Annotated in this window: 21 protein-coding genes and 2 tRNA genes; 10 read left to right on the forward strand and 13 right to left on the reverse strand. The window is 44.7% G+C overall.

Annotation, left to right across the window (positions count from 1 at the left end):
• Positions 1-127: 127 nt before the first annotated feature.
• A complete protein-coding gene (locus H0W44_05575) occupies positions 128-1,954 on the reverse strand; it encodes a phosphoenolpyruvate carboxykinase (GTP) (GenBank protein ID MBA3581909.1) in 1,827 nt (608 codons plus the stop codon).
• 306 nt (positions 1,955-2,260) lie between these two features.
• Positions 2,261-3,130 carry a glycosyltransferase family 2 protein gene (locus H0W44_05580; protein ID MBA3581910.1) on the reverse strand — a complete coding sequence of 290 codons (870 nt, stop codon included), beginning with the start codon at positions 3,128-3,130 and terminating at the stop codon, positions 2,261-2,263.
• A gap of 181 nt (positions 3,131-3,311) precedes the next feature.
• Between H0W44_05580 and H0W44_05585 the strand changes: the two genes are divergently transcribed.
• Together H0W44_05585 and H0W44_05590 are read left to right on the forward strand one after the other, a co-directional pair.
• On the forward strand, positions 3,312-3,587 hold the full coding sequence (locus H0W44_05585) for a hypothetical protein (protein MBA3581911.1): 276 nt from the start codon (positions 3,312-3,314) through the stop codon (positions 3,585-3,587).
• Positions 3,588-3,612: 25 nt separating this feature from the next.
• Positions 3,613-3,834 (forward strand): DUF1653 domain-containing protein, encoded by a 222-nt coding sequence (locus H0W44_05590; GenBank protein ID MBA3581912.1) that lies wholly within the window; start codon positions 3,613-3,615, stop codon positions 3,832-3,834.
• Here the strand turns inward: H0W44_05590 and H0W44_05595 are convergent, their stop codons facing one another.
• The 3 genes from H0W44_05595 to H0W44_05605 form a co-directional block, all read right to left on the reverse strand.
• The gene (locus H0W44_05595) at positions 3,835-4,809 is read right to left on the reverse strand and encodes a sulfite exporter TauE/SafE family protein (protein MBA3581913.1); all 975 of its coding nucleotides are present in this window, start codon (positions 4,807-4,809) and stop codon (positions 3,835-3,837) included.
• 84 nt (positions 4,810-4,893) lie between these two features.
• Positions 4,894-5,514, reverse strand: a complete 621-nt coding sequence (locus tag H0W44_05600) for a polyisoprenoid-binding protein (protein ID MBA3581914.1) — start codon at positions 5,512-5,514, stop codon at positions 4,894-4,896.
• A 17-nt stretch (positions 5,515-5,531) separates the two neighbouring features.
• The gene (locus tag H0W44_05605; GenBank protein MBA3581915.1) at positions 5,532-6,089 is read right to left on the reverse strand and encodes a cytochrome b; all 558 of its coding nucleotides are present in this window, start codon (positions 6,087-6,089) and stop codon (positions 5,532-5,534) included.
• A 175-nt stretch (positions 6,090-6,264) separates the two neighbouring features.
• On the opposite strand from H0W44_05605, the gene H0W44_05610 reads away from it, so the two are divergent.
• Together H0W44_05610 and H0W44_05615 are read left to right on the forward strand one after the other, a co-directional pair.
• Entirely contained in the window at positions 6,265-7,860 is a 1,596-nt protein-coding gene (locus H0W44_05610; protein MBA3581916.1) for a GMC family oxidoreductase, read from the forward strand.
• Positions 7,861-7,935: 75 nt separating this feature from the next.
• The gene (locus H0W44_05615) at positions 7,936-9,267 is read left to right on the forward strand and encodes an amidohydrolase family protein (GenBank protein MBA3581917.1); all 1,332 of its coding nucleotides are present in this window, start codon (positions 7,936-7,938) and stop codon (positions 9,265-9,267) included.
• A 92-nt stretch (positions 9,268-9,359) separates the two neighbouring features.
• On the opposite strand, the gene H0W44_05620 is transcribed toward H0W44_05615, so the two are convergent.
• Together H0W44_05620 and can are read right to left on the reverse strand one after the other, a co-directional pair.
• Positions 9,360-9,749 carry a hypothetical protein gene (locus H0W44_05620; protein ID MBA3581918.1) on the reverse strand — a complete coding sequence of 130 codons (390 nt, stop codon included), beginning with the start codon at positions 9,747-9,749 and terminating at the stop codon, positions 9,360-9,362.
• Positions 9,750-9,848: 99 nt separating this feature from the next.
• Positions 9,849-10,508: a carbonate dehydratase gene (gene can / locus H0W44_05625; protein ID MBA3581919.1), complete on the reverse strand. Its 660-nt coding sequence runs from the start codon at positions 10,506-10,508 to the stop codon at positions 9,849-9,851.
• Between the two features lie 327 nt (positions 10,509-10,835).
• Between can and H0W44_05630 the strand changes: the two genes are divergently transcribed.
• A complete protein-coding gene (locus tag H0W44_05630) occupies positions 10,836-12,383 on the forward strand; it encodes a 2-isopropylmalate synthase (protein MBA3581920.1) in 1,548 nt (515 codons plus the stop codon).
• A 266-nt stretch (positions 12,384-12,649) separates the two neighbouring features.
• Here H0W44_05630 and H0W44_05635 read toward each other — a convergent pair whose 3' ends face one another.
• The 6 genes from H0W44_05635 to gltX all read right to left on the reverse strand — a co-directional run bounded on the left by H0W44_05635 (position 12,650) and on the right by gltX (position 16,357).
• On the reverse strand, positions 12,650-13,039 hold the full coding sequence (locus tag H0W44_05635) for a GFA family protein (protein ID MBA3581921.1): 390 nt from the start codon (positions 13,037-13,039) through the stop codon (positions 12,650-12,652).
• Positions 13,040-13,213: 174 nt separating this feature from the next.
• Positions 13,214-14,056 carry a M23 family metallopeptidase gene (locus H0W44_05640; GenBank protein ID MBA3581922.1) on the reverse strand — a complete coding sequence of 281 codons (843 nt, stop codon included), beginning with the start codon at positions 14,054-14,056 and terminating at the stop codon, positions 13,214-13,216.
• A 48-nt stretch (positions 14,057-14,104) separates the two neighbouring features.
• Positions 14,105-14,491 carry a fluoride efflux transporter CrcB gene (gene crcB, locus H0W44_05645; protein ID MBA3581923.1) on the reverse strand — a complete coding sequence of 129 codons (387 nt, stop codon included), beginning with the start codon at positions 14,489-14,491 and terminating at the stop codon, positions 14,105-14,107.
• Between the two features lie 137 nt (positions 14,492-14,628).
• Positions 14,629-14,704: transfer RNA gene (locus tag H0W44_05650), tRNA-Glu, on the reverse strand.
• Between the two features lie 92 nt (positions 14,705-14,796).
• Positions 14,797-14,872 (reverse strand) — tRNA-Ala (locus H0W44_05655).
• A 75-nt stretch (positions 14,873-14,947) separates the two neighbouring features.
• Positions 14,948-16,357: a glutamate--tRNA ligase gene (gltX, locus tag H0W44_05660; protein MBA3581924.1), complete on the reverse strand. Its 1,410-nt coding sequence runs from the start codon at positions 16,355-16,357 to the stop codon at positions 14,948-14,950.
• Between the two features lie 160 nt (positions 16,358-16,517).
• On the opposite strand from gltX, the gene H0W44_05665 reads away from it, so the two are divergent.
• The 5 genes from H0W44_05665 to arsS all read left to right on the forward strand — a co-directional run bounded on the left by H0W44_05665 (position 16,518) and on the right by arsS (position 24,156).
• On the forward strand, positions 16,518-17,270 hold the full coding sequence (locus H0W44_05665) for a serine/threonine-protein phosphatase (GenBank protein ID MBA3581925.1): 753 nt from the start codon (positions 16,518-16,520) through the stop codon (positions 17,268-17,270).
• 14 nt (positions 17,271-17,284) lie between these two features.
• Entirely contained in the window at positions 17,285-21,460 is a 4,176-nt protein-coding gene (locus H0W44_05670) for a protein kinase (protein ID MBA3581926.1), read from the forward strand.
• Between the two features lie 12 nt (positions 21,461-21,472).
• Entirely contained in the window at positions 21,473-22,084 is a 612-nt protein-coding gene (locus H0W44_05675; GenBank protein MBA3581927.1) for a hypothetical protein, read from the forward strand.
• A gap of 235 nt (positions 22,085-22,319) precedes the next feature.
• A complete protein-coding gene (locus H0W44_05680) occupies positions 22,320-23,141 on the forward strand; it encodes a sterol desaturase family protein (GenBank protein ID MBA3581928.1) in 822 nt (273 codons plus the stop codon).
• 55 nt (positions 23,142-23,196) lie between these two features.
• Positions 23,197-24,156, forward strand: coding sequence for an arsenosugar biosynthesis radical SAM protein ArsS (arsS, locus tag H0W44_05685; protein ID MBA3581929.1), 960 nt, complete (start codon positions 23,197-23,199; stop codon positions 24,154-24,156).
• The last annotated feature ends 3 nt before the right edge of the window (positions 24,157-24,159 follow it).

The raw sequence follows: 24,159 nt of genomic DNA on the forward strand, positions 1-24,159 counted from the left end.
AGAGCGCTTATTGACGCTCTACCTCAACATGAGGTTATCGCGATCACCCATATTACAATTCATAATAGCAAGCACAAAAAAAGCGACATCGAGTCGCTTTTTTTGTTAACACATCAAACTCAAATCACTAACTCGCCAAATCCCACACCGCAGGTGCATTTTGCATGCGTGATTTAAAGGCTTCACGTTGTTGCTCCATGGCTTTCGGCAGATGCGAGCCAATTTTATTAAACCAAAGTTTTTGATCGTCAGCTTCAGCGATACCTTCTTGGCGATTAATTTCCATCAGTTTGCTGAATTTGGCTTGGCTGAAATCTAAACCTTGCCAATTGATATCTTGATAACGCGGCATTAAACCAAACGGGCTTTCGACAGCTTCAACGCGATTATGTACGCGATCAACAACCCATTTTAATACGCGCATGTTTTGGCCAAAACCAGGCCAGATGAATTTGCCATGCTCGTCTTTGCGGAACCAGTTAACGCGAAAAATGGGCGGTAAGGTTTTAGATTGTTTGCCCATGTTTAACCAATGTTGCCAGTAGTCACCCATGTTGTAACCACAGAACGGCAACATCGCCATTGGATCGCGGCGAATCGCGGCTTGATTATCTGCTGCTGCGGTTGCTTCTGAACCCATGGTCGCGGCTAAGTAGACACCGTGATCCCAATCAAAAGCTTGATAAATTAACGGGAAGGTTTTGCTTAAACGGCCACCGAAAATAAACGCGCTAATCGGCACGCCTTTAGGATCATTCCACGCAGGATCTGAGCTTGGGCAGTTTTCAACGGGCGCGGTGAAACGCGCGTTCGGATGCGCGGCGGGACGACCACAACCAGGGGTCCAATCTTGGCCTTTCCAATCGATTAAATGTGCGGGCGCTTCATCGGTCATGCCTTCCCACCAAATATCGCCTTCATCGGTCAACGCGCAATTGGTGAAAATCACGTTCTTATCTAAGGTGTGCATCGCTGTTGGGTTCGATTTCATCGAAGTGCCGGGCGCTACACCGAAATAACCCGCTTCGGGATTAATCGCATAGAAACGACCGTCTTTGCCCGGTTTAATCCAAGCGATATCATCACCCACCGTCCACGCTTTCCAGCCTTCAAAACCAGCAGGCGGAATAATCATGGCTAAATTCGTTTTGCCACAGGCGCTAGGAAAAGCCGCCGCGAGATAGGTCTTTTCACCTTGCGGGGATTCAAGTCCTACGATCAACATGTGTTCGGCTAACCAACCTTCTTCACGCGCTAATACCGACGCGATACGTAAGGCGAAGCATTTTTTGCCTAATAAAGCGTTGCCGCCGTAGCCCGAGCCGAACGACCAAATCGCATGTTCTTCGGGGAATTGCACAATGTATTTTTCGGTGTTACACGGCCACGTAACGTCTTTTTCGCCGGGCTTTAACGGTGCGCCGACTGAATGTAAGCAAGGCACAAAATCATCATTCGCTAATACATCTAATACTTGGGTGCCCATGCGCGTCATGGTGCGCATATTGACCACCGCATACGGCGAATCAGTAATTTGAACACCAATGTGCGCGATATCAGAACCTAACGGCCCCATGCTAAAAGGCACTACATATAAAGTACGACCCGCCATACACCCTTTAAATAGGCGTTTGAGCTCAGCTTTCATTTCGACGGGATCACGCCAATTATTGGTAACACCCGCGTCTTCTTGTTTGACGGAACAAATAAACGTGCGATCTTCTACCCGCGCAACATCGCGTGGATCGGAACGGCATAAATAGGAATCAGGACGAATAGCGGGATTGAGCTTGATGAAAGTGCCGGCGGTAACCATTTGCTGGCATAAATGATCGTATTCAGCTTGCGAACCATCACACCAGTGAATGTTCGTGGGTTGGCACAAAGCGGCGATCTCATCGACCCACGCAAGTAATTTTTTATTCGTGGTTTTGGCAGTGCCAGATACTGTCATGACCTAGGTAATCTCCAAAATGGCTTCACACACTGAAGCTCAATACAAAACCAGCAAAAGCGACCTGTTGTCCTTATCGTCCAGACAGTTCAGGAATGCCCGCTTTGCGGTAGCTTAGGCCGCGTATTCTACCTTATTAGGCGTAGGGGAATAAACCGCAGATTTCAAAGGCTTATTGTGTGTCTATTCACGATGAATACAACCTAAAACGAGATTTCAGCAGTGTAATCTTGATGAAATGAGCCGATAAAACCGAACCGCAAGACATGCATTAGCGGCTTATTATTGCAAATAGGTAACAAAGTGCTAGGTATTTAAATTCGAAAGCCGCGAATATTTTGGTTTATGCACAACAATGTCACGGATACAGCGCGTAAACCATTTTTGATTCATTTGTGCTGTTGTACGCGGCGCGCGATAATCCAGCGTTTTATCATAAACCCGATGGCTATATAAAACTTCTTCAATAAACTGAGTTCTCGGCCCCGCCATTTCAAGCATAGAATAAGAAGCGGTTTTATCACATAAGCGCCGCACAAACTGTTTAGAAGGAGTTAACAACTGCTCAAGTGTAATTTTGCGCCAGTAGTACCAAGACCGCAAATGCCCCTTCAGCAACGCACGCCAAATAGTACGACGCAACTCTGACTCAGTAATTGTGAAATCTGTGGATTTTATTTTTTGCCATAAACCATATTTAAATGTCCGCAAATGTTGTGCTAACCATTTATGCTCACGAAAAGTATTATGCTTAATAATGGACTGTGCGTAAGGGCGACAAATTGAGTCACGTTTACCATATTGATTAACATAACTGCCATGCGTCAACCAGCATCCGGTTTCTTCATAAACACGCTTCACTACATCCAGCACACCGGCATGCGCCAATTTATCATCACCATCGACCACCATGACCACATCATCGGGTTGCGGCTGCAATAGCGCTAAAGCATGAGCAACATTGCCTAAAGCAAACCGTTTTTCTTGATTCACTACCAGCTGAAAACGCGCATCATCACCAATATGTTCGCGCACAATTCGTACGCTATCATCAGTCGACATGTCGTCTAAAATAATGCAGCGGAAATGCGGATAGGTCTGCTGCTTGATAGAATCAATCGCCTCACCGATGAAGGCGCCTGCGTTATAGTAAGGAGTGATAATTATAAAATTCACAGGGCTCAATTCTTTAAGTGGGCTGTTCTAGGGTAAGTTTAGGCTAAGATGCCACAGTATAACCATTTGATTTTGATCTATCCAAGACTCTCTTAAAAGAAAACGCGAAATATCTGAGCCATTCCTGCATAGCCGCCTGCTATGATAATTAACCACCCTATGTGACAGACTGATCCTCCTGATGAAATCCGACGTTGATAAATTACTAATCAAAAATCCCGCGCTGACGCATTCAACAGACCAAAAAGTAGTCTCGCATGTGCAACGGGAAATAGACGAATGGATTATGAATACGGTGATGATCGAAAATTGGCAGGTGCCGTTTAAATTCAAACGCAAAAAACGCTACAAGAATCTGCAAGGTGCGCGCGTTAATTTAACCTATTATCCGCAGACGGAATTAATTGGCGGTCTTGAATTTGAAACCATGAAAGTCGTTAGAATTCGTATTGCCTAACACTGAAACACTAAATGAACTATTTATGAACGAATTAAAACTTGGTAAGTATCGACATTACAAAGGCAATGATTATGAAGTCATTGGCGTCGCCCAACATTCTGAAACATTCGAGTTATTGGTGGTTTACAAGCCGCTTTATAATGACAGTGGTTATTGGGTGCGGCCATTAAGTATGTTTACTGAACACATTGAACTCAACGGCCAAACCCTACAACGTTTTACTTATATCGATGCTGCAAAGTGATTACGCAAAAGCACGATAAAGATTGTAAGTACTAATTATCGCAATAATCACACCCACCAGAATTAATAAGGTGCGCGCACTCACTTTCGAGCACAACACCGCCGCAAACGGCGCGGCAAACAAACCACCAAACACTAAACCCATTACTAATGGCCAGGCAGTACTTCCAACCACGGCTGCAAATGCCGCAGCGCCGGTCAAGGTTAAGAAAAATTCCGCAAAATTAACCGAGCCAATCGTAGTACGCGGATCATGCCCTGAACTAATTAATGTGGTTGTCACTACCGGCCCCCAACCGCCACCACCCGCCGCATCCACAAAACCACCAAACAACGCTAACTTCGCTACATGTTTAGGCGGTTCTTTACGCACCTGCAACTTACGCCACGCTTTACTTAAAATATAAATGCCCATCAATAATAAATAAGCCGAAATATAAGGTTTTAAAACCTTACCATCCACTTGCGTCACCACCGCAACACCAATTAAGGTCCCGACAATACCGGGTATTAATAAACGCCCAAACAAAGCTTTGTTCACATTACCTAACTTGGCATGTGCAATGCCTGAAAAACCCGTCGTGAAAATTTCTGCCATATGCACACTGGCGCTTGCTAATGCGGGACTTGCACCGGTGCTTAATAAAAAAGTCGTCGCCGTAATGCCGTAGGCCATACCTAATGCACCATCAATGACTTGCGCAAAAAAACCCACCGCCACTGCGATCCAAAATGCCTTACCCAATAACGTGGCTTCCACAGCTTGCCAGCCACCAGCCGTATTGCCCGGATAAAATAAACGCGCTAATAAAAATATCGTAATCAATAACAAGGCAATGCCCGTAAACCAGACAGCCGCGCGTAAAATGGGATGTTCACCCGGATGAACAATGACTTCTTCAACCGGTGGCAAGCCTAAAGCTGCATGTTCTTGGCTAAGCTCGCTGTCAGATAACTCAACACTTCTAATTTTCACAATAACTCCACGCCCACTTTAAGTGCGCGCACTCTAACGATGGATATAAAACAAGAAAAGGATTATTTGGCTACAAGCTTATAACTAATTTCGTTTAGCTCGCAGATTCACTAACACCACCACATCATTCGGAATCCACTCAGTCGTTTTCCAATCGCCTTGACCGACACCAAATTCAAGGCGTTTAATCGTTGTTGTACTTTTTAATTGAAATTGATCGGCTTGTTTTGGATCCATCACCAATGTAAAAGTATACGGCAACGTTTTAGTAACACCGCGCAAGGTGAGTTGCGCTTGGGTGCGATATTGATCCACGCCGATTTTTTCAAAGCCTTGCGCTACAAAACGACTTTGCGGATATTGCTGCACCGCAAACAAATCTTTAGATCGCAGCAGTTCATCGCGTTCGCTATCGCCGCTATTGCTTGAAGCCATATCAATCGTGACATCAATACGCGCATTCGCTAAATCAGTCGGCGAAAAAACAAAATCGGCGGTGTGTTTTTTAAACACACCTTGCGCGCTAGTACCTGCTTGTATGAAGTTAAATTGCAACTGACTTTGCGCAGGCACAGCTGACCATTGCCCCGCTTTTTTTACTGCAATAGGTTTTGCGCTCGGCGGCGTTGTGGCGTGCACTGACGAAATAAAATACAAGCAGGCAATGCTGAGTATGCTCCGTGATAAACCACGTCTATTTTTCATTGTTATTCTCTCCGTTATTATTTGCGCAATAAAACACTGGGCAACATGCGCGTTAGCACATTATCTTTACTAACAAAATGATGTTTGAGCGCACCGGCAATATGTAAAAATGCAACGACTTGCAAAGCGATCACACATATTTTATGCCACAACTTGGTTTGTTTAACTAAAGCTTGGTTAGCATCAACAATGTTAGGAAAATGAAACCAGCCAAAATAATCCACCGGAATATTCGCCGCGGATGACATTAACCAACCGGAGATCGGCAACGCAAAAATCAACCCATATAACATCACATGCGAACCATTCGCTAAATAACGTTCCCACGTTTTCATGGTATTCGGCAATGTGGGTATCGTGCTCGACCATCGCCACGCGAGCCGAATCAACGCTAACATTAACACTGTCATGCCCACCGCTTTGTGTTTCACAATCCAACTGATTTTTTCTAAACTAAGCGGCATCCCTTCAAAGATATTCGCCAATACAAACTGGCTAATAATAAGTAGCACAATGCTCCAATGAAGTAATTGTGCGACTGCGCCGTAGTACTGTGGTGTATTTCGCCATTGCATAATCAATATCCTATATCGGTTTTGTGTTTAACGCATGAAACACAGGGATGCAATAAAATAGCCAAAAACGGTGGTCATGTGTTAAAAATCGCCGTAGTCTTAGGCAGCTGCCGTTGTTGGACCACATCATCATAATATCAACGGATTGTTGCAAACTTGGCGAGGAATAACACGTATGGATCAAATCAATAATGAGCCACAAGCCGCTTTCAACAAACATAAAATTGATGCCGTTATTATCGGTGCGGGTGCCTTGGGCAGTTTTTATGCCGCACAACTAGCGCAACAAGGCAAAACTGTCGTTGTGCTTGAAGCAGGACCAGCATGGAGCACAGCCGATCTTTATAGTTCGCAAATTTGGGCGCGCCGCTTAAAGTGGCGTGGCGCACCGGTATTATCAGAAGGCAAAAATCCACTCAGTCATAATTTAAGCATGGGCTCTGGGCTCGGCGGCGCCGCTTTGCATCACTTTGGCACCTGGCCTCGTTTTACCGAAGAAACTTTTGAATTGAAATCACGTTATGGCGAAAGTCGTAATTGGCCTTTTAGTTACGACACCTTGCGGCCTTTTTATGATCGCATTCAAGATGATGTTGGTATTGCCGGTGATCACACCGCGGAACCGTGGCGGCCAAGCAGCAAACCTTATCCCATGCCCGGCCATAAATTATTTCGCCAAGCGCAATTATTACAAAAAGGTTTTGAATCTATTGGTAAATCAGTGGCACCCCTGCCGGTCATTATTAATTCCACCGTTTATAAAGGTCGTCCTCCTTGTATGTATGACGGCTGGTGCGAAGCTGGTTGTCCGATTGGTGCATTAAATAATCCTTTAGTAAGTTATTTACCCTTAGCACAAAAACACGGCGCCATTTTCCGCAGCAATTGCACCGTCACGCGCATTTTAATGAATAAAAAAATAGCGAGTGGCGTGGAATATATTGAAAACGGCGAACGCAAAATACAACTTGCCGATGTCGTAATTCTCGCCAGCTCATTTATTCAAACGCCCCGTTTATTATTAAATTCACGCACTGCACAATTTCCGAATGGTTTAGCAAATCGCAGCGGTCTCGTCGGTCAAGAACTAGAAATCGATGTGCTTGCACCTATATATGGTTTATTTGCCGAAAATACCGAAGCGCATATGGGCGTGAATGCGGGGCAACTGATGCATCGCAGCATGTATAAAGAAAAAGATCGCGCCCATCTGCTCGGTAATTATCAATGGCAGATCGCGCCTTCTATGAAGCCCAATGATTTATTAGGTGTAGCTAATACACGCGTAGATTTATTCGGTCGTCGCTTGCATGAATTTATGCAACACGCCAGTAGTCATATTGCAACGATGGCAGGTTTTGGTGGCTCACCAGCAACAAAAACTAATCGCATTAGCTTAAGCGAAAAAACTGATGCGAATGGTTTGCCATTAGCGCGCCTTGAACATACTTTTTCGCCACGCGCTTTGCAAATGTACGAACATCTTGTCAAAGAAGGCACTAGCGTGATGCGTGCCGCTGGCGCTAAAGAAATATGGAATGGTCGACCGGTCAGTGGCCATATTTGCGGCGGCACTATCATGGGTAAAAATCCGCGTGACTCGGTATGCGATAGTTATGGTCGCGCACACGATATTCCCAACCTGATAATATCCGGCGCTGGTTTATTACCAGCGGGTAGTGGTTTTAGCCCTACTTTTACTTTGCATGCTTTAGCGTTGCGCTCTAGCGAACATTTACTTACGCATTGGCAAGATTACGCGCGTGGCTAAGCGAGTAAATTAATATTTCATCACTAAATTTGTAACTAGATTTATAACAAAATTTTTACCGGAGATTTTTATTCCATGGCGCAACAAGCTGATTATTTAATTCGCGATGCAATCATTCTTACCCAAAATTCACAGCGCACAATTTTGCATGATGGTGCAATCGCGATTGTGCAAGGCCGCATCGCCGCCATTGGTGAAACGCAACACATCACGCGTGAGTGGACTGCTAATAATATTTTGTCAGCAAAACGCCGCGTGATCACACCCGGTTTGATTAATGCGCATATTCATATGACCGGCCCTGCATTATTTCCCGGCATTGAACCGGGCAGCAGTCCAATCGCTGATCATTTTCCAAAATGGGTAATGCCGCCGCACGCAGTTTCCGAACCGGAAGACGAACAAGCGGCCGCACGTTTTGTCGTTTTACAAATGCTTAAACACGGTACCACCGCTTTTATTGAACCGGGCATTTGTCGTTTTCCTGCGGCGGTGTTAAACGCATTGGATGATTTACCATTAAAAGGCGCCATCGGCGCATGGGTATCTGATATGTGGCCGATTCCATTTGGCCCAAGTGATACGCCTGCTGCGATTGCTGCACTAGAAGAAGCGCTTAAACTCAAATCAAAAAATGGCCGCATTCGTGTATGGCCTAACATCATTGGCCACAACGGCTGTTCCGATGAGTTATATAAAAAAGCGCATGCGCTTGCACAACAACATGATGTGCATTGGACGTTTCATATGTCAGCGATGAGTGATGATGGTGATCACTATCGCGCGCAAAGTGGACATGACCCATTAGTGCATTTCGACAAACTGGGTATATTAGATGAGCGCGCCATTATTGCGCACGGCATTCATCTAAGTCATGCAGAAGTCGATGTGTTGAAAAAAACTAACGCAACGGTTGCGTATTGTCCGGTGTGTTCTTTACGTTTATGCACCGGCATTACTAAAGTGGGCAAACATCCCGACTTGCCACATGTTGCGATTGGCACTGATACACAAAATGCGTCTAACCATTTAGACCTTTTGCGTTCTGCTGCAACCGCCTGTGATTTATACGGCGAAATTCGCGGCGAACGCGCCAGCTTAACGGCGCCTAAGGCATTGGATTGGTTAACGATTGAAGGCGCACGTGCGTTGCAATTAAGTAAAGAAATTGGCAGCTTAGAAATTGGCAAAGCCGCAGATTTTGCAATCTTCGATGCCGGCTGGCCCATTTACAATGTAGCCAATGCGTTAGTGCACGGCAGTGCACGTGCAGAACATGTGTTTATTGATGGTCAGGCGGTATTAGTAAACGGTAAGTTTGAAGGCGAAGAAAAAATTATTGCAGATGCTGAAGCCGCCGGCACACGTTTGGCGCAGCGGATTGGATTACCGAGATGGACAGATTAAGGATTTGTGACTGCTAGTGCTTTCAACATAATGAATTGCAGAATAGAGTTTTAATATTTTGCAATTCAGATTTTTAGATTTCTATTTGGAAATTACGCCGATTTATTCTCAGCACCGCTTAACCAACGTTCTGCTTCTAATACGGAACACCGGAAAATGTTTACCTCTACGCCAAAGTCTTCCATAAACACACCAAACATGCGTGACGTACCAAACACCAATGACGTTTTTACCACAATCGCTAATTTGCCACTTAACAAACCTTTGTGCGTGCTAACCAAATAAGCAATATCACGTAACTCTTGCTCACTTTTGTTTTCTTTGGATTCATTCAAATCAGCCAGAATATGCCAACCCAGTAAACCGGTGCGCTGCGCATCAATAAATGATTGCTGCACGATTTCAGCACCAGCCTGATAATCCACGTCGCCTTCCACGATCCAATGCAAAATTGGATATTCCAAACGATATTTAATGCCCATTTACGATTCCCTTCATTACGTGTCTTCTAGAAAAATACTATCCCACAAAATCCAAGTTTATCAATCGTAGCAATAACAATTACTGATTTATATTTGCGCCTATCTCGAAGAAGGTGCAGCAAATAATTTAGCAGCGGCCGCTTCATAACTTTTTTCAGTATCGTTTTCTGCATCGACACAAAAATCCAAGTCATGCAACAAACCATCAGTTAAACGATACACCCACGCATGCACGGAAATTTGTTGGCCACGTTGCCACGCACTTTGCACAATAGTCGTACGACAAATATTGGCCGCTTGAGAAACTACATTTAATTCACACAATCTATCTAACTGATCTTCAGCAGACACCGCATCCATTTGTGGTTTATACGCAATTAATAAATCCTGAATATGACGCAGCCAATTATCAATCAAACCAAAAGGTTTGCGCGTTAATGCTGCTTCAACACCGCCACAACCATAATGACCACACACGATCACGTGTTCGACTTGCAATACATCCACCGCGTATTGCAACACCGACAAACAATTTAAATCGGTGTGAATAACTAAATTAGCAACATTGCGATGCACAAATAATTCACCGGGTAACAACCCCACAATTTGATTAGCCGGCACTCGACTGTCCGAACAACCCACCCATAAATATTTAGGCCGTTGCTGCTGACGCAATTTTTCAAAAAAATCCGGCTCAGCGGCGTGCACGCTTTCCGACCATTCACGGTTCAGGTTTAACAGATTAGTAAGAGAACTCATTACGTCTATTCCTAGATTAGATTGGACGGATAATAACGCGGATTGAAGCTTCTTGTACCCCTATACAGATAAACCACTGGCCGCCAATTGACTTGAAGCAAAATTCGGCTATAGTCGCGTGACATGAACACACTTTCCAACATCTGCACCACTCTTTTAGGCCGTACGCTGCTCAGCGCACTGCGCCTGCTGCCCTGCTGGGCACATTAATCACGCCTGGCGAGGCTTTACGCACTCCGTATTTTTTTATTAGACATTTTCGTTAAAATGCCGCGCCGATTGCATTAATAGACAGACTTCGCGCAGCACCTCATTTGGAGCTAGACCATGAGCAAGCAACGCTTATTTATTTTCGATACCACTTTGCGCGACGGTGAACAAAGCCCGGGCGCGTCCATGACTAAAGATGAAAAACTTCGCATCGCACGCGCACTTGAAAAAATGCATGTTGATGTTATTGAAGCCGGCTTTCCGATTGCAAGCGATGGTGACTTTGAAGCGGTGCATGCCATCGCGAGCATTATCAAAGACAGCACCGTCTGCGGCTTAGCGCGCGCCACCGATAAAGACATTGATCGCGCCGGTGAAGCGTTGAAACCCGCAAACTCTGCGCGTATTCATACCTTCATCGCAACCTCACCGATTCACATGATGAAAAAACTTCAGATGCAACCCGATGAAGTTCTTGCGGCAGCCGTACGTGCAATTAAACGTGCTCGTCAATATACCGACAACGTAGAATTTTCTACCGAAGATGCCGGTCGCTCGGAAATTGATTTTTTGTGTCGTATCGTCGAAGCCGCCATCAGCGCCGGCGCAACCACCATCAACATTCCCGATACCGTCGGTTACGCGATGCCGGAACAATATGGTTTTTTAATTCGCAGCTTAATTGAACGCGTGCCTAATTCTGACAAAGCGATTTTTTCCACGCATTGTCATAATGATTTAGGTTTAGCCGTTGCCAATTCATTAGCCGCAGTCAATGCCGGCGCACGCCAAGTTGAATGCACTATCAATGGTTTAGGTGAGCGCGCTGGCAACGCCGCACTTGAAGAAATTGTCATGGCTGTACGCACACGTCCCGATCTTTTTGGTTGTGATAGCGTCGTAGATGCAACTCAAATCATGACTTGCTCACGACTTGTTGCATCGATCACAGGATTTGCCGTGCAACCTAATAAAGCCATTGTCGGCGCCAATGCATTCGCACATGAATCCGGCATTCATCAAGACGGCGTCATCAAAAATCGCGAGACTTACGAAATCATGCGAGCAGAAGACGTCGGCTGGAGCAGCAATCGTTTAGTCATGGGCAAACACTCAGGTCGCAATGCCTTTCGCACGCGCTTAAAAGAACTTGGTATTGATTTCGAATCAGATGAAGCAAGCAATGATGCGTTTCGGCGCTTCAAAGAATTAGCGGATAAAAAACATGAAATCTATGACGAAGATTTAATCGCATTAATATCTGAAAGCGCCAACATCGCCGACAATGACGTGATTCAATTGATTACCTTAAAAGTACGTTCCGAAACCGGCGAAACGCCGCAAGCGGAAATTACACTTAAAGTGCGCGGTGTAGAACACAAAAGCCAAGCACAAGGTGATGGTCAAGTCGATGCAACATTTAAAGCAATTCAAAATATTGCACAAGTCGATGCAACATTAGAATTATATTCAGTGAACAGCATCACCGGCGGCACCGACGCACAAGGCGAAGTTAGCGTGCGGCTTAAACAAGAAGGTCGTGTCGTTAACGGTCAAGGCGCCGACACCGACATCGTCGTCGCATCCGCACTTGCCTACATCAACGCGCTTAATAAATTAATCAGTCACACTGATCGTGCACATCCACAGCTCAGCGCTGTTTAGTTTTTTTAATTTCATATCCGCAAAATAAAACAGGGGCTTAAAGCTCCTGTTTTATTTAGAAAGAAATAGTCGCGCATTGCATTGTATAATTTTTATAGGCTAGTACATTAAAATAATAATCCATGGTGTTTTTATAAAAAATCACCAGCGTTTCGCTTTTGAATGCAATCAAAACATACGGCGCAATGTACCCTACGGGTATTTCACGCTGCGCTTATTCCGCCCTACATTTCTTAAATTTTAATTCCGACCCCTTAAATTCCTTGTCATTCAAATTCGGAATATTGTGGCAAATCTAGATTAATTGCGTACCAACTAGCTTTTTGTGAAATCCATATATGCGACTTTTCATGTGACAACGGATCGTCATTAAGTGACCCTAGACGCAGAATTACGTGCTGAGTGTTTTCTTTCTTGGCGTATATCTGAGTACCGCAATTCGAGCAAAAATACCGCTTTTTGCCCTTAGATGACTCGAAGTAGCTTAGCTCGTGCTCGCCTGACAACTTAAAATCATCATCACTTATCGCTGCCACACTTGAGAAAGCTGCCCCATGTGCCTTTCTGCATGTTTGGCAGTGACAATGAACAATATCACCAACCTTGCCAGTGATTTCATATTTCACTTTGCCGCAAAGGCAACTACCAGTAATCATTGAAGCCTCGATGCAGATTTAGCACATAACGCTGAGTTAAGGAGAAACCGCTTCGCGGTTTCTCCAAAAAGTTGTAAACCGATAATAACTAGTGGCACGTTTTACCCAAGACCCAAAATGGTAAAAAATGCCAAGCTATGAATGTTTAAGGGATTACGGAATCGGCATGCGCCATTAATGCGCAACGGGTTTGTTAACCGGATTCATCGGCCCTGTTAGTAACATCGGATCTAAACCCGTATCACCCCAATACACGCCCCAATGTAAATGCGGGCCGGTTGCGCGTCCGGTCATGCCTATTTCGCCAATTTTTTGGCCTTGTTTTACGACGTCACCTTCGGCGACTACAATTTTACTTAAGTGTGCATAGATACTGGTAACGGCTAAACCATGATCGAGCATTAATGTTTGGCCGGTAAAAAACATATTCGGATGCACCAAGGTCACAACACCATCAGCGGGTGCAACAATGGCGGTGCCTTCGGGCATCGCCACATCTACACCGAAATGCGGACTGCGCGCTTCGCCGTTAATGACGCGTTGCGAACCATATTCACCACTTAAGCGACCTTTGACTGGCCAAATAAATCCAGTTAAAAACTCGGTGCTGTTTCGCACTTTCGCACGCGCCGCTAATATGAGTGAACGTTCTTGTGTATTACGCGCGGCATCGGCTGCGGTTAAATTCACTTTGTTATCGGCCACGCCATTGACGCGTGCAATGCTATAGCTGCGTTGTTTAATCGCTTCTTCTAAGATTTGTTTTTTGCCTTGCTGCGATTCAAGCATGATGCGCATTTTGTTAGGCGCTTTGCGCGCTAAACCCACTACAAAATAACCGCTGTCTGATACTAATACGGGTTCACCATTAAAATTAACTTTGGTGCCTGCGGTGGTTTGGCCTATTAATAAACCGCCTTGTTGGAATTCGCCTGTTACTTTCGCTAACTCTTCGGCTTGCAGCAGATGCGAGTAACTCACTATCAACAGCAGCAATACGTAAGATATTTTTTTCACTGTATATAACTCCTAAAAATCTTGGCTTGTTTGAATGTAATTCACTTTTTATTTCAACATGGTTTTTATAGTGGTAAACGTCAACATGCCTAGCACGGTTAAACAAAGCGAACCTATAACATGCGTAAACGATAAGCCTAATGCCCACAACCAACGACTTTGTTGCAACAAGTTAACGACTTCGGCGGAAAAAGTCGAAAACGTGGTGAGGCCACCTAAAAAGCCGGTGATGATTAATAATTTCCATTGCGGTGACAAGGCGGGATATTGCAGAAAAAAAGCCAACGCGATACCAATAATGTAAGCGCCTAAAAAATTAGCCAGCAATGTGCCTAGCGGCACCGCCGCAAAATAAACATTGAAGTGCTCTGCTAATTGCCAACGCAATAAAGCGCCGACGCTTGCACCGAAACAAATCGCGATCACTGCGTACATGCCGCTGCCGACCTTTGCATTGCTGCGATTGATTTAAAAGATGCGGGAAGTATATCGAAGTTAGACAGTGGATGAAGGATAGCGAGTTTGCACGCAAACATAAAAAAAGCCCGTCTTGTGAACGGGCTTTTTGTGTTTGGCGTCCCCTAGGGGATTCGAACCCCTGTTGCCGCCGTGAAAGGGCAGTGTCCTAGGCCTCTAGACGAAGGGGACAAAAACTTCACGAACTGATTTCAAGCTGGCTGAAATCAAATTGCACTTAATTTAAATCGTCTTGCATCTTAACTTTGTCGATCTCTTAAAACTGGTGGAGCTAGTCGGGATCGAACCGACGACCTCTTGCATGCCATGCAAGCGCTCTCCCAGCTGAGCTATAGCCCCGGTATAACACCGTGTGCCTTCGCAAATGGGTCGGGCATCAAGGAGGGCGCAATTTACGCAAGCTACTGCGTACTGTCAAGCCTGCTGTAGCGTAGCAATCGTCCGATCTAGACGTGCCAAGCTGTGTGGCGCGCCTATTAAGTATAAGGTCAAATCAATGGATGGCGACGCTCCCTGCCCGGTTACGGCCGCACGCAAAGGTTGTGCGACTTTGCCCATCCCCACTTGGAGTTTTTCGGCGGTTTGCTGAATGGCGACATGAATAGATTCTTTTTGCCATGCATCGCCCGTGGATAATTCAGCCAAGGCGTTCCGAATAGCGCGCAATGGTTCAAGCGCTGCTGCGTTTAAATGCTTGGCAGCCGCCTCTTCATAATCGCTAAAGTCTTGATAAAAATAACGGGCGCTAGCGGCCATCTCAACCAAAGTTTTACTGCGTTCACGCAAAGCTAAGACCACATCAACTACGGCCGGGCCGCTCGCGGTATTAACGTCTATGCGTTGCAGATACAGCGCTAAACGTTGCGCAATATCTTCCGCCGGCAAGGTTTTTAAATAATGCTGATTCAACCACAATAATTTTTCTGGATTAAACGCGGCCGCGGCTTTATTGACATGCGTGACATCAAATAAAGCGATCATTTCATCAATCGAAAACACTTCTTGATCGCCGTGTGACCAACCTAAGCGCACTAAATAATTCAACAAGGCTTCGGGCAAATAACCGTCTTGCTCATATTGCATCACACTGACGGCGCCGTGACGTTTCGATAAGCGACTACCATCGGCGCCTAGAATCATCGGTAAATGTGCATAAGCCGGCAGCGTTGCGCCCAACGCGCGCAGAATATTCATTTGGCGCGGTGTGTTGTTCAAATGATCGTCACCCCGAATCACATGGGTGATGCCCATGTCCATATCGTCGACCACCACGGTGAGGTTATATGTGGGCGTGCCATCACTGCGCGCAATAATCAAATCATCTAACTCATCATTGCCGAAAATAACTTCACCGCGAATCAAGTCATTAACGACGACCTCGCCGCTTTGCGGATTTCGAAATCGAATCACCGGTGCAATACCCGCCGGCACGTCGGTGCGATCACGACATAAACCGTCATAACGCGGTTTTTGTTTATTCGCCATTTGTTCGGTGCGCAATGTTTCTAGGCGTTCTTTGGAACAATAACAATGATAAGCGTGGTTTTGGTGGAGCAGCTGCGCGTTAATTTCGTGATAACGATCAAAGCGCTGAGTTTGATAATACGGACCTTCATCAGCCGCTAAATTCAACCACTGCATGCCTTCTAAAATAGCGTCAACCGATGCTTGAGTAGAACGTTCTTGGTCGGTATCTTCAATACGCAACACAAACTGTCCCGCAGATTTGCGCGCATATAACCACGAAAACAATGCTGTGCGTGCGCCGCCAATATGTAAGAAGCCAGTAGGACTAGGGGCAAAGCGAGTTTTAATAACAGTCATGATTCTTCAATGCAGGCAGGTCAAGGAGCCGCGAATTCTAGCAGAGCGACCGAACAGCGCCTAATCCGAACGCTTAGCGGAAAGCCGGCAAATTTGTCAGACAATTCATGTGGGTCTGTGGCAATATTTAATCTTTCAGAACAAGCAATTGGAAGGCATTATGGGGGCTACACAGCCGTTAGTTGAATGGCGTTCTTGCGGTCTTACTACCGTGGGCGCAGTGCGTAAACACAATGAAGATTCTTATCTTGCAATGCCCGAAAAAAATCTCTGGGTCGTAGCGGATGGCATGGGCGGACATGCGCGCGGTGACCTAGCCAGCCAAGCAGTGGTGCATGCGTATAGCGATTTCGAACCGCTACGCACCTTGGCGCAAACCATGGACGATCTTGAAGATCGTGCTTTAAAAGTTAACACCAAATTACGCGAACATTTAGACGGTAATCCCAGCAAAGTCATGGGCAGCACCATTGTCTTGATGCACGCGCGACAACAATACGTGTTTCTCTTGTGGGCTGGCGATAGTCGTATCTATTTATATCGCAAAGGCAATCTCTTGCAAGTGTCACACGATCATAGTTTTGTTCAAGAAAGTGTTGATAAAGGTGCGATGACACCGAGTCAAGCACAAAATCATCCTAACGCTAACATCATCACCCGCGCCATCGGCGTGCATGATCATTTATATCTCGATGTAGAATATTTAGAATACCAAGCGGGTGATAAATTTTTGCTTTGTTCCGATGGCTTATTTAAAGATGTCACGATGGCTGAGATTGCAGAACAGCTGGATAAAATTCCGTTTAAAGCAGCGGAAGGTTTAATCGAAATGGCCTTATCAAAAAGCGCCAACGACAACGTAACTATTATTGTGGTGGAAGCTTTTCCACTAACCACGTCTAGCAAGTCTTAAGGATTTAATACAGCATGGCGGCGTCTGTAAACATCAAAGAATTAAACCAATTACTTGATGCCGTTCTAGATGGTGAACTAGCCCTTGAAGAAGCCGAGATCACTGTCACTGGTTGGTTAAACCGTCATCCCGAACAAGCAGAAGCTTATCTTGCGTATGTTCAGTCTTATCATCAACAACATCCCTTGCCGGATGCTGCGTTTGAATGTTTCACACGCGCATTAGAAAACACCATTCAGCGCCGAGAAGTAGCTAATGATGACGACATTACACGCTTATTAGAACAGCCGGAAAATCTCAAAGCACTGCTACTTAACAATAACCCTGACCAATTAAAAACTTTATTTGGCGGCGACTCGACGCATTTTGATTTAAATACGATTACCCGCGAACGCGCCACCCATACACAAACACAACCCAACTCCCAGCTTACCGACAGTGGCAGCGTTAAAGCAGGCGATCCAACGACGTTGATTTCCGATACCAATTTAAGACGCCATAGCGTTAATCTTGAACGCGGCATGGTAGGACCCGGTTCGACACTTAAAGATCGTTTTGTATTAATTCGATCGATCGGTGAAGGCGGCATGGGTGTCGTTTACAAAGCCAAAGATTTACTTAAAGTAGAAGCTCACGATCGCAATCCGTATGTTGCGATTAAAGTTTTATCACGAGCTTTTCGTTCGCATCAAAATGCTTTTATTTCTTTGCAGCGCGAAGCGAGTAAAGCGCAACGTTTAGCGCATCCCAATATCGGTACGGTTTACGATTTCGATCGCGAAGACGATACGATTTATATGACCATGGAGTTATTAGAAGGCACCGAACTTAAAGACTATATTAAACAGTTACCCGTGGATGGCTTAAGTTTTACAGAAGCCTTTCCGTTAATTGAAGGCATGTCAAATGCACTCGCTTATGCGCATCAAAATAGTTTAATTCACTCGGACTTCAAACCCGGCAATGTATTTTTAACGAAAGACGATCACATCAAAGTTATCGACTTCGGTATCGCACGCGCCTCGACTACGCGCAATGCTGAAGGCGAACAAACCGTTTTTGACCCAGGTCAACTGGGCGCATTAACGCCTGCGTATGCCACTCAAGAAATGTTTGAAGGTCAAAACCCACATCCTAGCGATGATGTTTATGCACTAGGCTGTACGAGTTATGAATTATTAACCGGTAAACATCCCTACGGAAAATTATCGGCGCCTAAAGCTAAAGAAAAAAATCTCAAACCATTCCGGATTGAAAACAAAAAACTGACCTCTCGCCAAAAGAAAACCTTGCTGCGCGCGGTAGCGATTAATCGTCAAGACCGCATTCAAAGTATTGATGAATTTATTGAAGGTATACGTCCGCACCCCTCGTTCATCATGCCTATTGCCGCTGCTGCTGCATTAATTATTATCTTGCTGGGTTGGGTCGGTTCACTGACTGTTAACAACTATCTCGACAATCAGCTCCTTATGGCTTTACAAGCAGAAGACGATCTTACCGTCCAAAAAGCGTTAAATGAATTGTTAGCTATGCCCAGCGGCAAATCCCAATTAGCGATTGCTCAAACCAGTCGCGATAGCATCATGCGTTATTTTGAAACACGCATTGATAATGCCGTTGATCCGCTTAATAACAAGTATGATTATCCCACCGCTGAAAAATTGCTGGCGCAAGCGAATCGGTTATATGCTGATTCTTCCGTGATTGCTTCGCAGCAAAGTTCTTTAACCACGAGTAAAAATCTACTGCTCCACGAATTAAGTGAACGTCTAGATCGTGCCTTAAATCAAATACAACTCTTGCCCGATACCAATGCCGACAATATTCCCAAGATTCTGGACATGCTGCAACAGATTGCACCGCAGCATCCATTGCGTAATGACGAGCGCATAAGCTTAGCGTATGCAAAAGCCACTGAACAAACACTGGCCGCCAACTTACCGGAGCGCGCTAATAACTTATTACAAATGGGCTTAAAGTATTTTCCTAATAACGGTCGCTTACAAAATCTTGCCGACCAAACCAATATCGAAACTCGCAAAAATACTGTCGCCAACAACATTGTTGATTTAGAAAAAACTTTACAGCCGCAACTCGCCACTTTTTCTACTTTAAAAACTGCGCAAGCCCTCGCCGACGCCGTGTTCGCATTACGCCAGCTTGCGCCACAACACGATTTATTAGCGCGCATTGACGCGCAAATAGAACCTGTATTTAAAACCACACTTAATGAATTTATTAAACAGAAAAACTGGTCATCTGCCGAAAAATTATTCAACGATAACGCTTTATTATTATCTCCCCTATTTTTAAATGCACACAGACAACAGCTCACACAAGCCGGCAGCAGCGACAATCCGCTTGCCAACAGTTTACAAACACAGCTATATAAACAGTTAGCATTTGCAGACATTAAAGATTATAGCTGGCATCAAAAAATCGTGGTTGCGCATCACCAACTCACTGCCACACTGCCCTTTCAATCAGCCGCCATTCAAAAAATCAATGCGGATATCGCTGCTACTTATATAACAATCGCTAAAAAAATAACCAATCAACATCGCCATTTCTTAGCTCATGAAATTTTACGTTCTGGCACATTATTTTTAACGGCACAAAACAGTTTGCAAAAAGCCGATGAAGATATTCGCCAAATCCAAATAGCCTACCAAGCCGAACTCGCTAATCGCGAACGCTTAGCCAAAATAGCCGCTGCCAAACAAAGCTTATTAATCCAAGCAGAGGCCGAAAAAATTGATAAAGCATTAACGACTTATCAACAATTAAAAAAAGAACTACCGCAGAACGACAAATTTTTAACCGAGGCTGCGCCTCAAGCGTTAATTAACGTCTTCCTCATCACAGCAAATCGCGCGATTAACGAGAAAAGAATTAATGAAGCGGAATCTATACTGACGCGTGGTTTAGCTACGTTTCCTGACAATGCTGCATTAAAGACCGCCAAAGCTAATTTAAAAGCTCAACTGATTATCGCCGACTTAACTGATTTGTTTGACACGGCCAGCATCCTTACCTTAGATACTATTCGTGAAAAGATTGCCTTTTTAACGCGTACTACACCCGAGCGCATCGACGCATTGAATCAAGAGTTTAGTGAACGCTTAGCGCGCCGCATAAAAACACTCGAAGCCACGAACCTGCGTGCAGCGCATGCATTACGTCAACAAGGCTTACAGTTATGGCCCGAAAACAAGGCGCTCCAAAAAGTGGTTCTGCCACCATTACCTAAACCTTCTATTTTTGCCGCCGACGGTATTAATAAAGCTGAAAATGGATTCATTACAGAAGCCAAAAGTTTGTTACGACAAGCAGAAGTCAAAGAACCTAGACATCCTGATATCATGCAACTCAAAACTTTATTGCAACAAAAAACTACTCAAGCGCAAGCAAGCGCACAAGAAGCGCGCCGTGCTTTACAAAATTTTGATTATGCAAGAGCCAGTGTTGCAATTAATAATGCGGTTGATATGTGGAAAGATCACACAGAATTTAAAGATTTGAAAAAACGCATTGATACCTTCATGCAAAAAATTGCCGCTGGCGCACGTTTATGCAGCGATAGAATGATGAGTTATGGTCAAGATGATCGCGCCGGTTGTTATGATCTATTATCGAACAACACACGTGCATTACAACTCGTGGTAATCCCTCCCTTTGCTATAGGCCAACCCGCCTATGCCATGAGTAAATATGAAATCTCCAACGCGGAACTCGATTTGTTTTGCGAAGCGTCCGGACAATGTAAAGTCGGCGATAATGCCACGCAACCTGCAACGCAAGTCACGCCCCAAATCGCTCAGGCTTACGCAAACTGGTTATCGGAAGAAACTGGATTTACTTATCGTCTGCCGACAGTGAGCGAATGGCAACACGCTGCTAATGCGGGCGGGCGCGAAGCCAATAGCGACTATAATTGCAAACTGCGCGCAGGCAAGCAACTTATCAAACGCCCAGCCTTACTCAATACCAGCTTCGGCAAAGCTAATCGTTGGGGTGTTGTTAATTATGTTGGCAATGCGCAAGAATTAGCGGGTAGTGGTAACAGCTGGCAAACTTTAGGCGGGCATTACCAAGACACCATGTCTAATTGCAATACACAGTTGAGTCGCAATTATAGTGGCCCAAATGCATTAACTGGCTTTCGCTTAATCCGCGAACTTAACTAAAGGAATAATTTCATGAGCAGAGCAGGTCTTCCTGAATCTAACTTACGCAAACTCGCTATCGCTTACGCCAGCGGTAAAGTTGATCGCGAAAATTATCGTAAACTTCGCACAAGACAATTAAGCGCTTTAGATTTTGATAAAGCGTTGCCCGATTTACCAGATGAAATTGCCGCGATTGGTGTGCCCTCTGTAAAAGTAGATGCACCGAAAAATGCTGGCGGCAATCTTCTTAAAGGGCGTTCTCTAAAAACAATTGTCATGGCAATAGCGGCGATTGTATTAGTAGGCATCGTCGGAATATATTTTACGGGCGACAATAAAAAATCAAATGAACAAACACAAAATACGCAGAAAATTGATTTAGCCGTAGAAGCCCAAAAATTAATTCAAAAGCCCGAATGGACTAATAGTGACATGGGATATTTTAAACGTCTTTGGGATAGCCAAGAAGCACAAGAATTAACCACTGCTCGAGAAAGCCGCTGGTTTGCAGACTTAGAAAGAGATATCGTACGGCGCATTAATGAAAATAAACAATTAATGCAAACCGCCGAAGATAGTGAAGCGGTACAAAAACAATTAACTGATTTGCGTTTGTTCTACGCACAGCTCGCGACGGAATAAATTACCTAAGCTGTTCTCAATCGTTGAGAACAGCTGCTTTTAAGTACACACGAAATAAATCAAATGTTCTTTTTCTTCGATTAACCTGTGTCCGCAAGACCGTTACCCTAAGCTTAAAGCCCATCACAATAAAATCTAAACCTGTATCTCCCCAGATCGGCGAGATTGTGCCTTGGCTCGCCCGCTTGGTCGGTGTTAGAGTCGGCCTATACCTTATATATAGAAGAGCTTACTTATGTCAGCCGATGCATGGATACGCTTAATATGTTTCAGCGGTGTTTTCAGTCTACTGTTGATTTTAGAACGGTACTGGCCGCAGCGTCGCAAAACGGTGGCCGCATCCTTCAGATACGGAGCACGCTGGTTCAACAATCTCGGTTTATTGTTATTAAATAGCATCCTGCTGCGCGCGTTGACCGTCGTGGCAACATTAAGCAGTGCTTTATGGGCTACTCAACATCAATGGGGACTATTCAATCTGATCAGCTTGCCCGTGTTGGTCAAAACCTTGATCACCTTGATAATATTGGATCTGCTTATTTATGCTCAGCACCGACTCATGCACAGCTGGCCACTGTTGTGGCAACTCCACCAAATTCATCACAGCGACATTGATCTCGATCTCACTACCGGCGGCCGCTTTCATCCACTTGAAATAGGATTGTCGATTTTGCTGCAATCGGTCGTCATCGTTTTATTAGGACTTAATGTTGTCGGCGTTTTAGCCTATGGAATCTTGCTCAATGCATTTGCCCTCTTCGTGCACGCCAATCTCCGTTTAAATTCTAAACTGGATGCCGGCTTACGACGAATAGTGATTACGCCTGATTTACATCGCATCCATCATTCACAAATTGTGCATGAAACTAACAGCAATTACGGCACGATACTCAGCGGCTGGGATCGGTTGTTTAAGAGTTACCGTGCTACTGCGCAACAAGCGCCTGCCGATATTGACATTGGCCTGACCCAATATCCACACAACTTAAGCCTGCTAGCATTATTGTTATTACCTTGGCGGACGCATGCCAGATCCAATTCCAAACACTCAACGTAAATACTAATACGCGAAATTATTTTATCAATACTCACATTACCTAAAAGAGAACATCATGCGCGCCATGCTGCCTTTATTACAAGCAACTGATTTTCCTAAGATCCGTCGGCAATCGTTACAGACCTTACAAGTCAATCTTGGTTATCGTTGCAATCAAGCGTGTTTTCATTGTCATGTAAATGCTGGCCCCACACGCACCGAAGCCATGGACAGCGACACCATTAATACCGTGCTAAGGTTTATCGAACAACACAACATTACCACCTTAGACATCACTGGCGGCGCACCCGAATTACATCCACAATTTCGTGAACTAGTCAGCGCTGCACGCACACGCAATGTGCATGTCATTGATCGTTGCAATCTCACTGTTCTATTAGAACCGGATCAAAGCGATACCGCTGCTTTTCTTGCGCAGCAGAAAGTTGAAATTGTTGCTTCATTACCTTGTTATCTAGAAAGCAATGTCGATGAACAGCGTGGCGATGGCGTATTTCAAAAAAGTGTAGAGGCTTTACATTTGCTCAACAAATTAGGTTACGGCATGCTCAATAGCAGTCTAACTTTAAATTTAGTTTACAATCCTATCGGCGCTTACCTACCATCCGCACAAGAAAATCTAGAAATAGATTACAAACGCGAACTTCAAGCTCGTTACAACATTCATTTTAATCATCTATTTGCCTTAACCAATATGCCCATTGCACGATTTGGCAGTACTTTAGTAACACAAGGTAAATTTGAAGAATACATGACACTGCTAAAAAATGCTTATCAAGCCAGCAACTTAGATAATCTAATGTGTCGTTCGTTAATCAGCATTGACTACCAAGGTTATGTTTACGATTGCGATTTTAACCAAATGCTCGGCATAGGCTTAGGAGCAAGCAATAAACTTCGAACCCACATTCGAGAATTACTCGATCACAATCTAAACGACACACCGATTGCAATTGCCGATCATTGTTATGGCTGTACTGCGGGTCAAGGTAGCAGTTGCGGCGGCGCACTTTAATGC

It is taken from the genome of Gammaproteobacteria bacterium, from assembly GCA_013817245.1.
GTDB lineage: Bacteria > Pseudomonadota > Gammaproteobacteria > HTCC5015 > HTCC5015 > JACDDA01.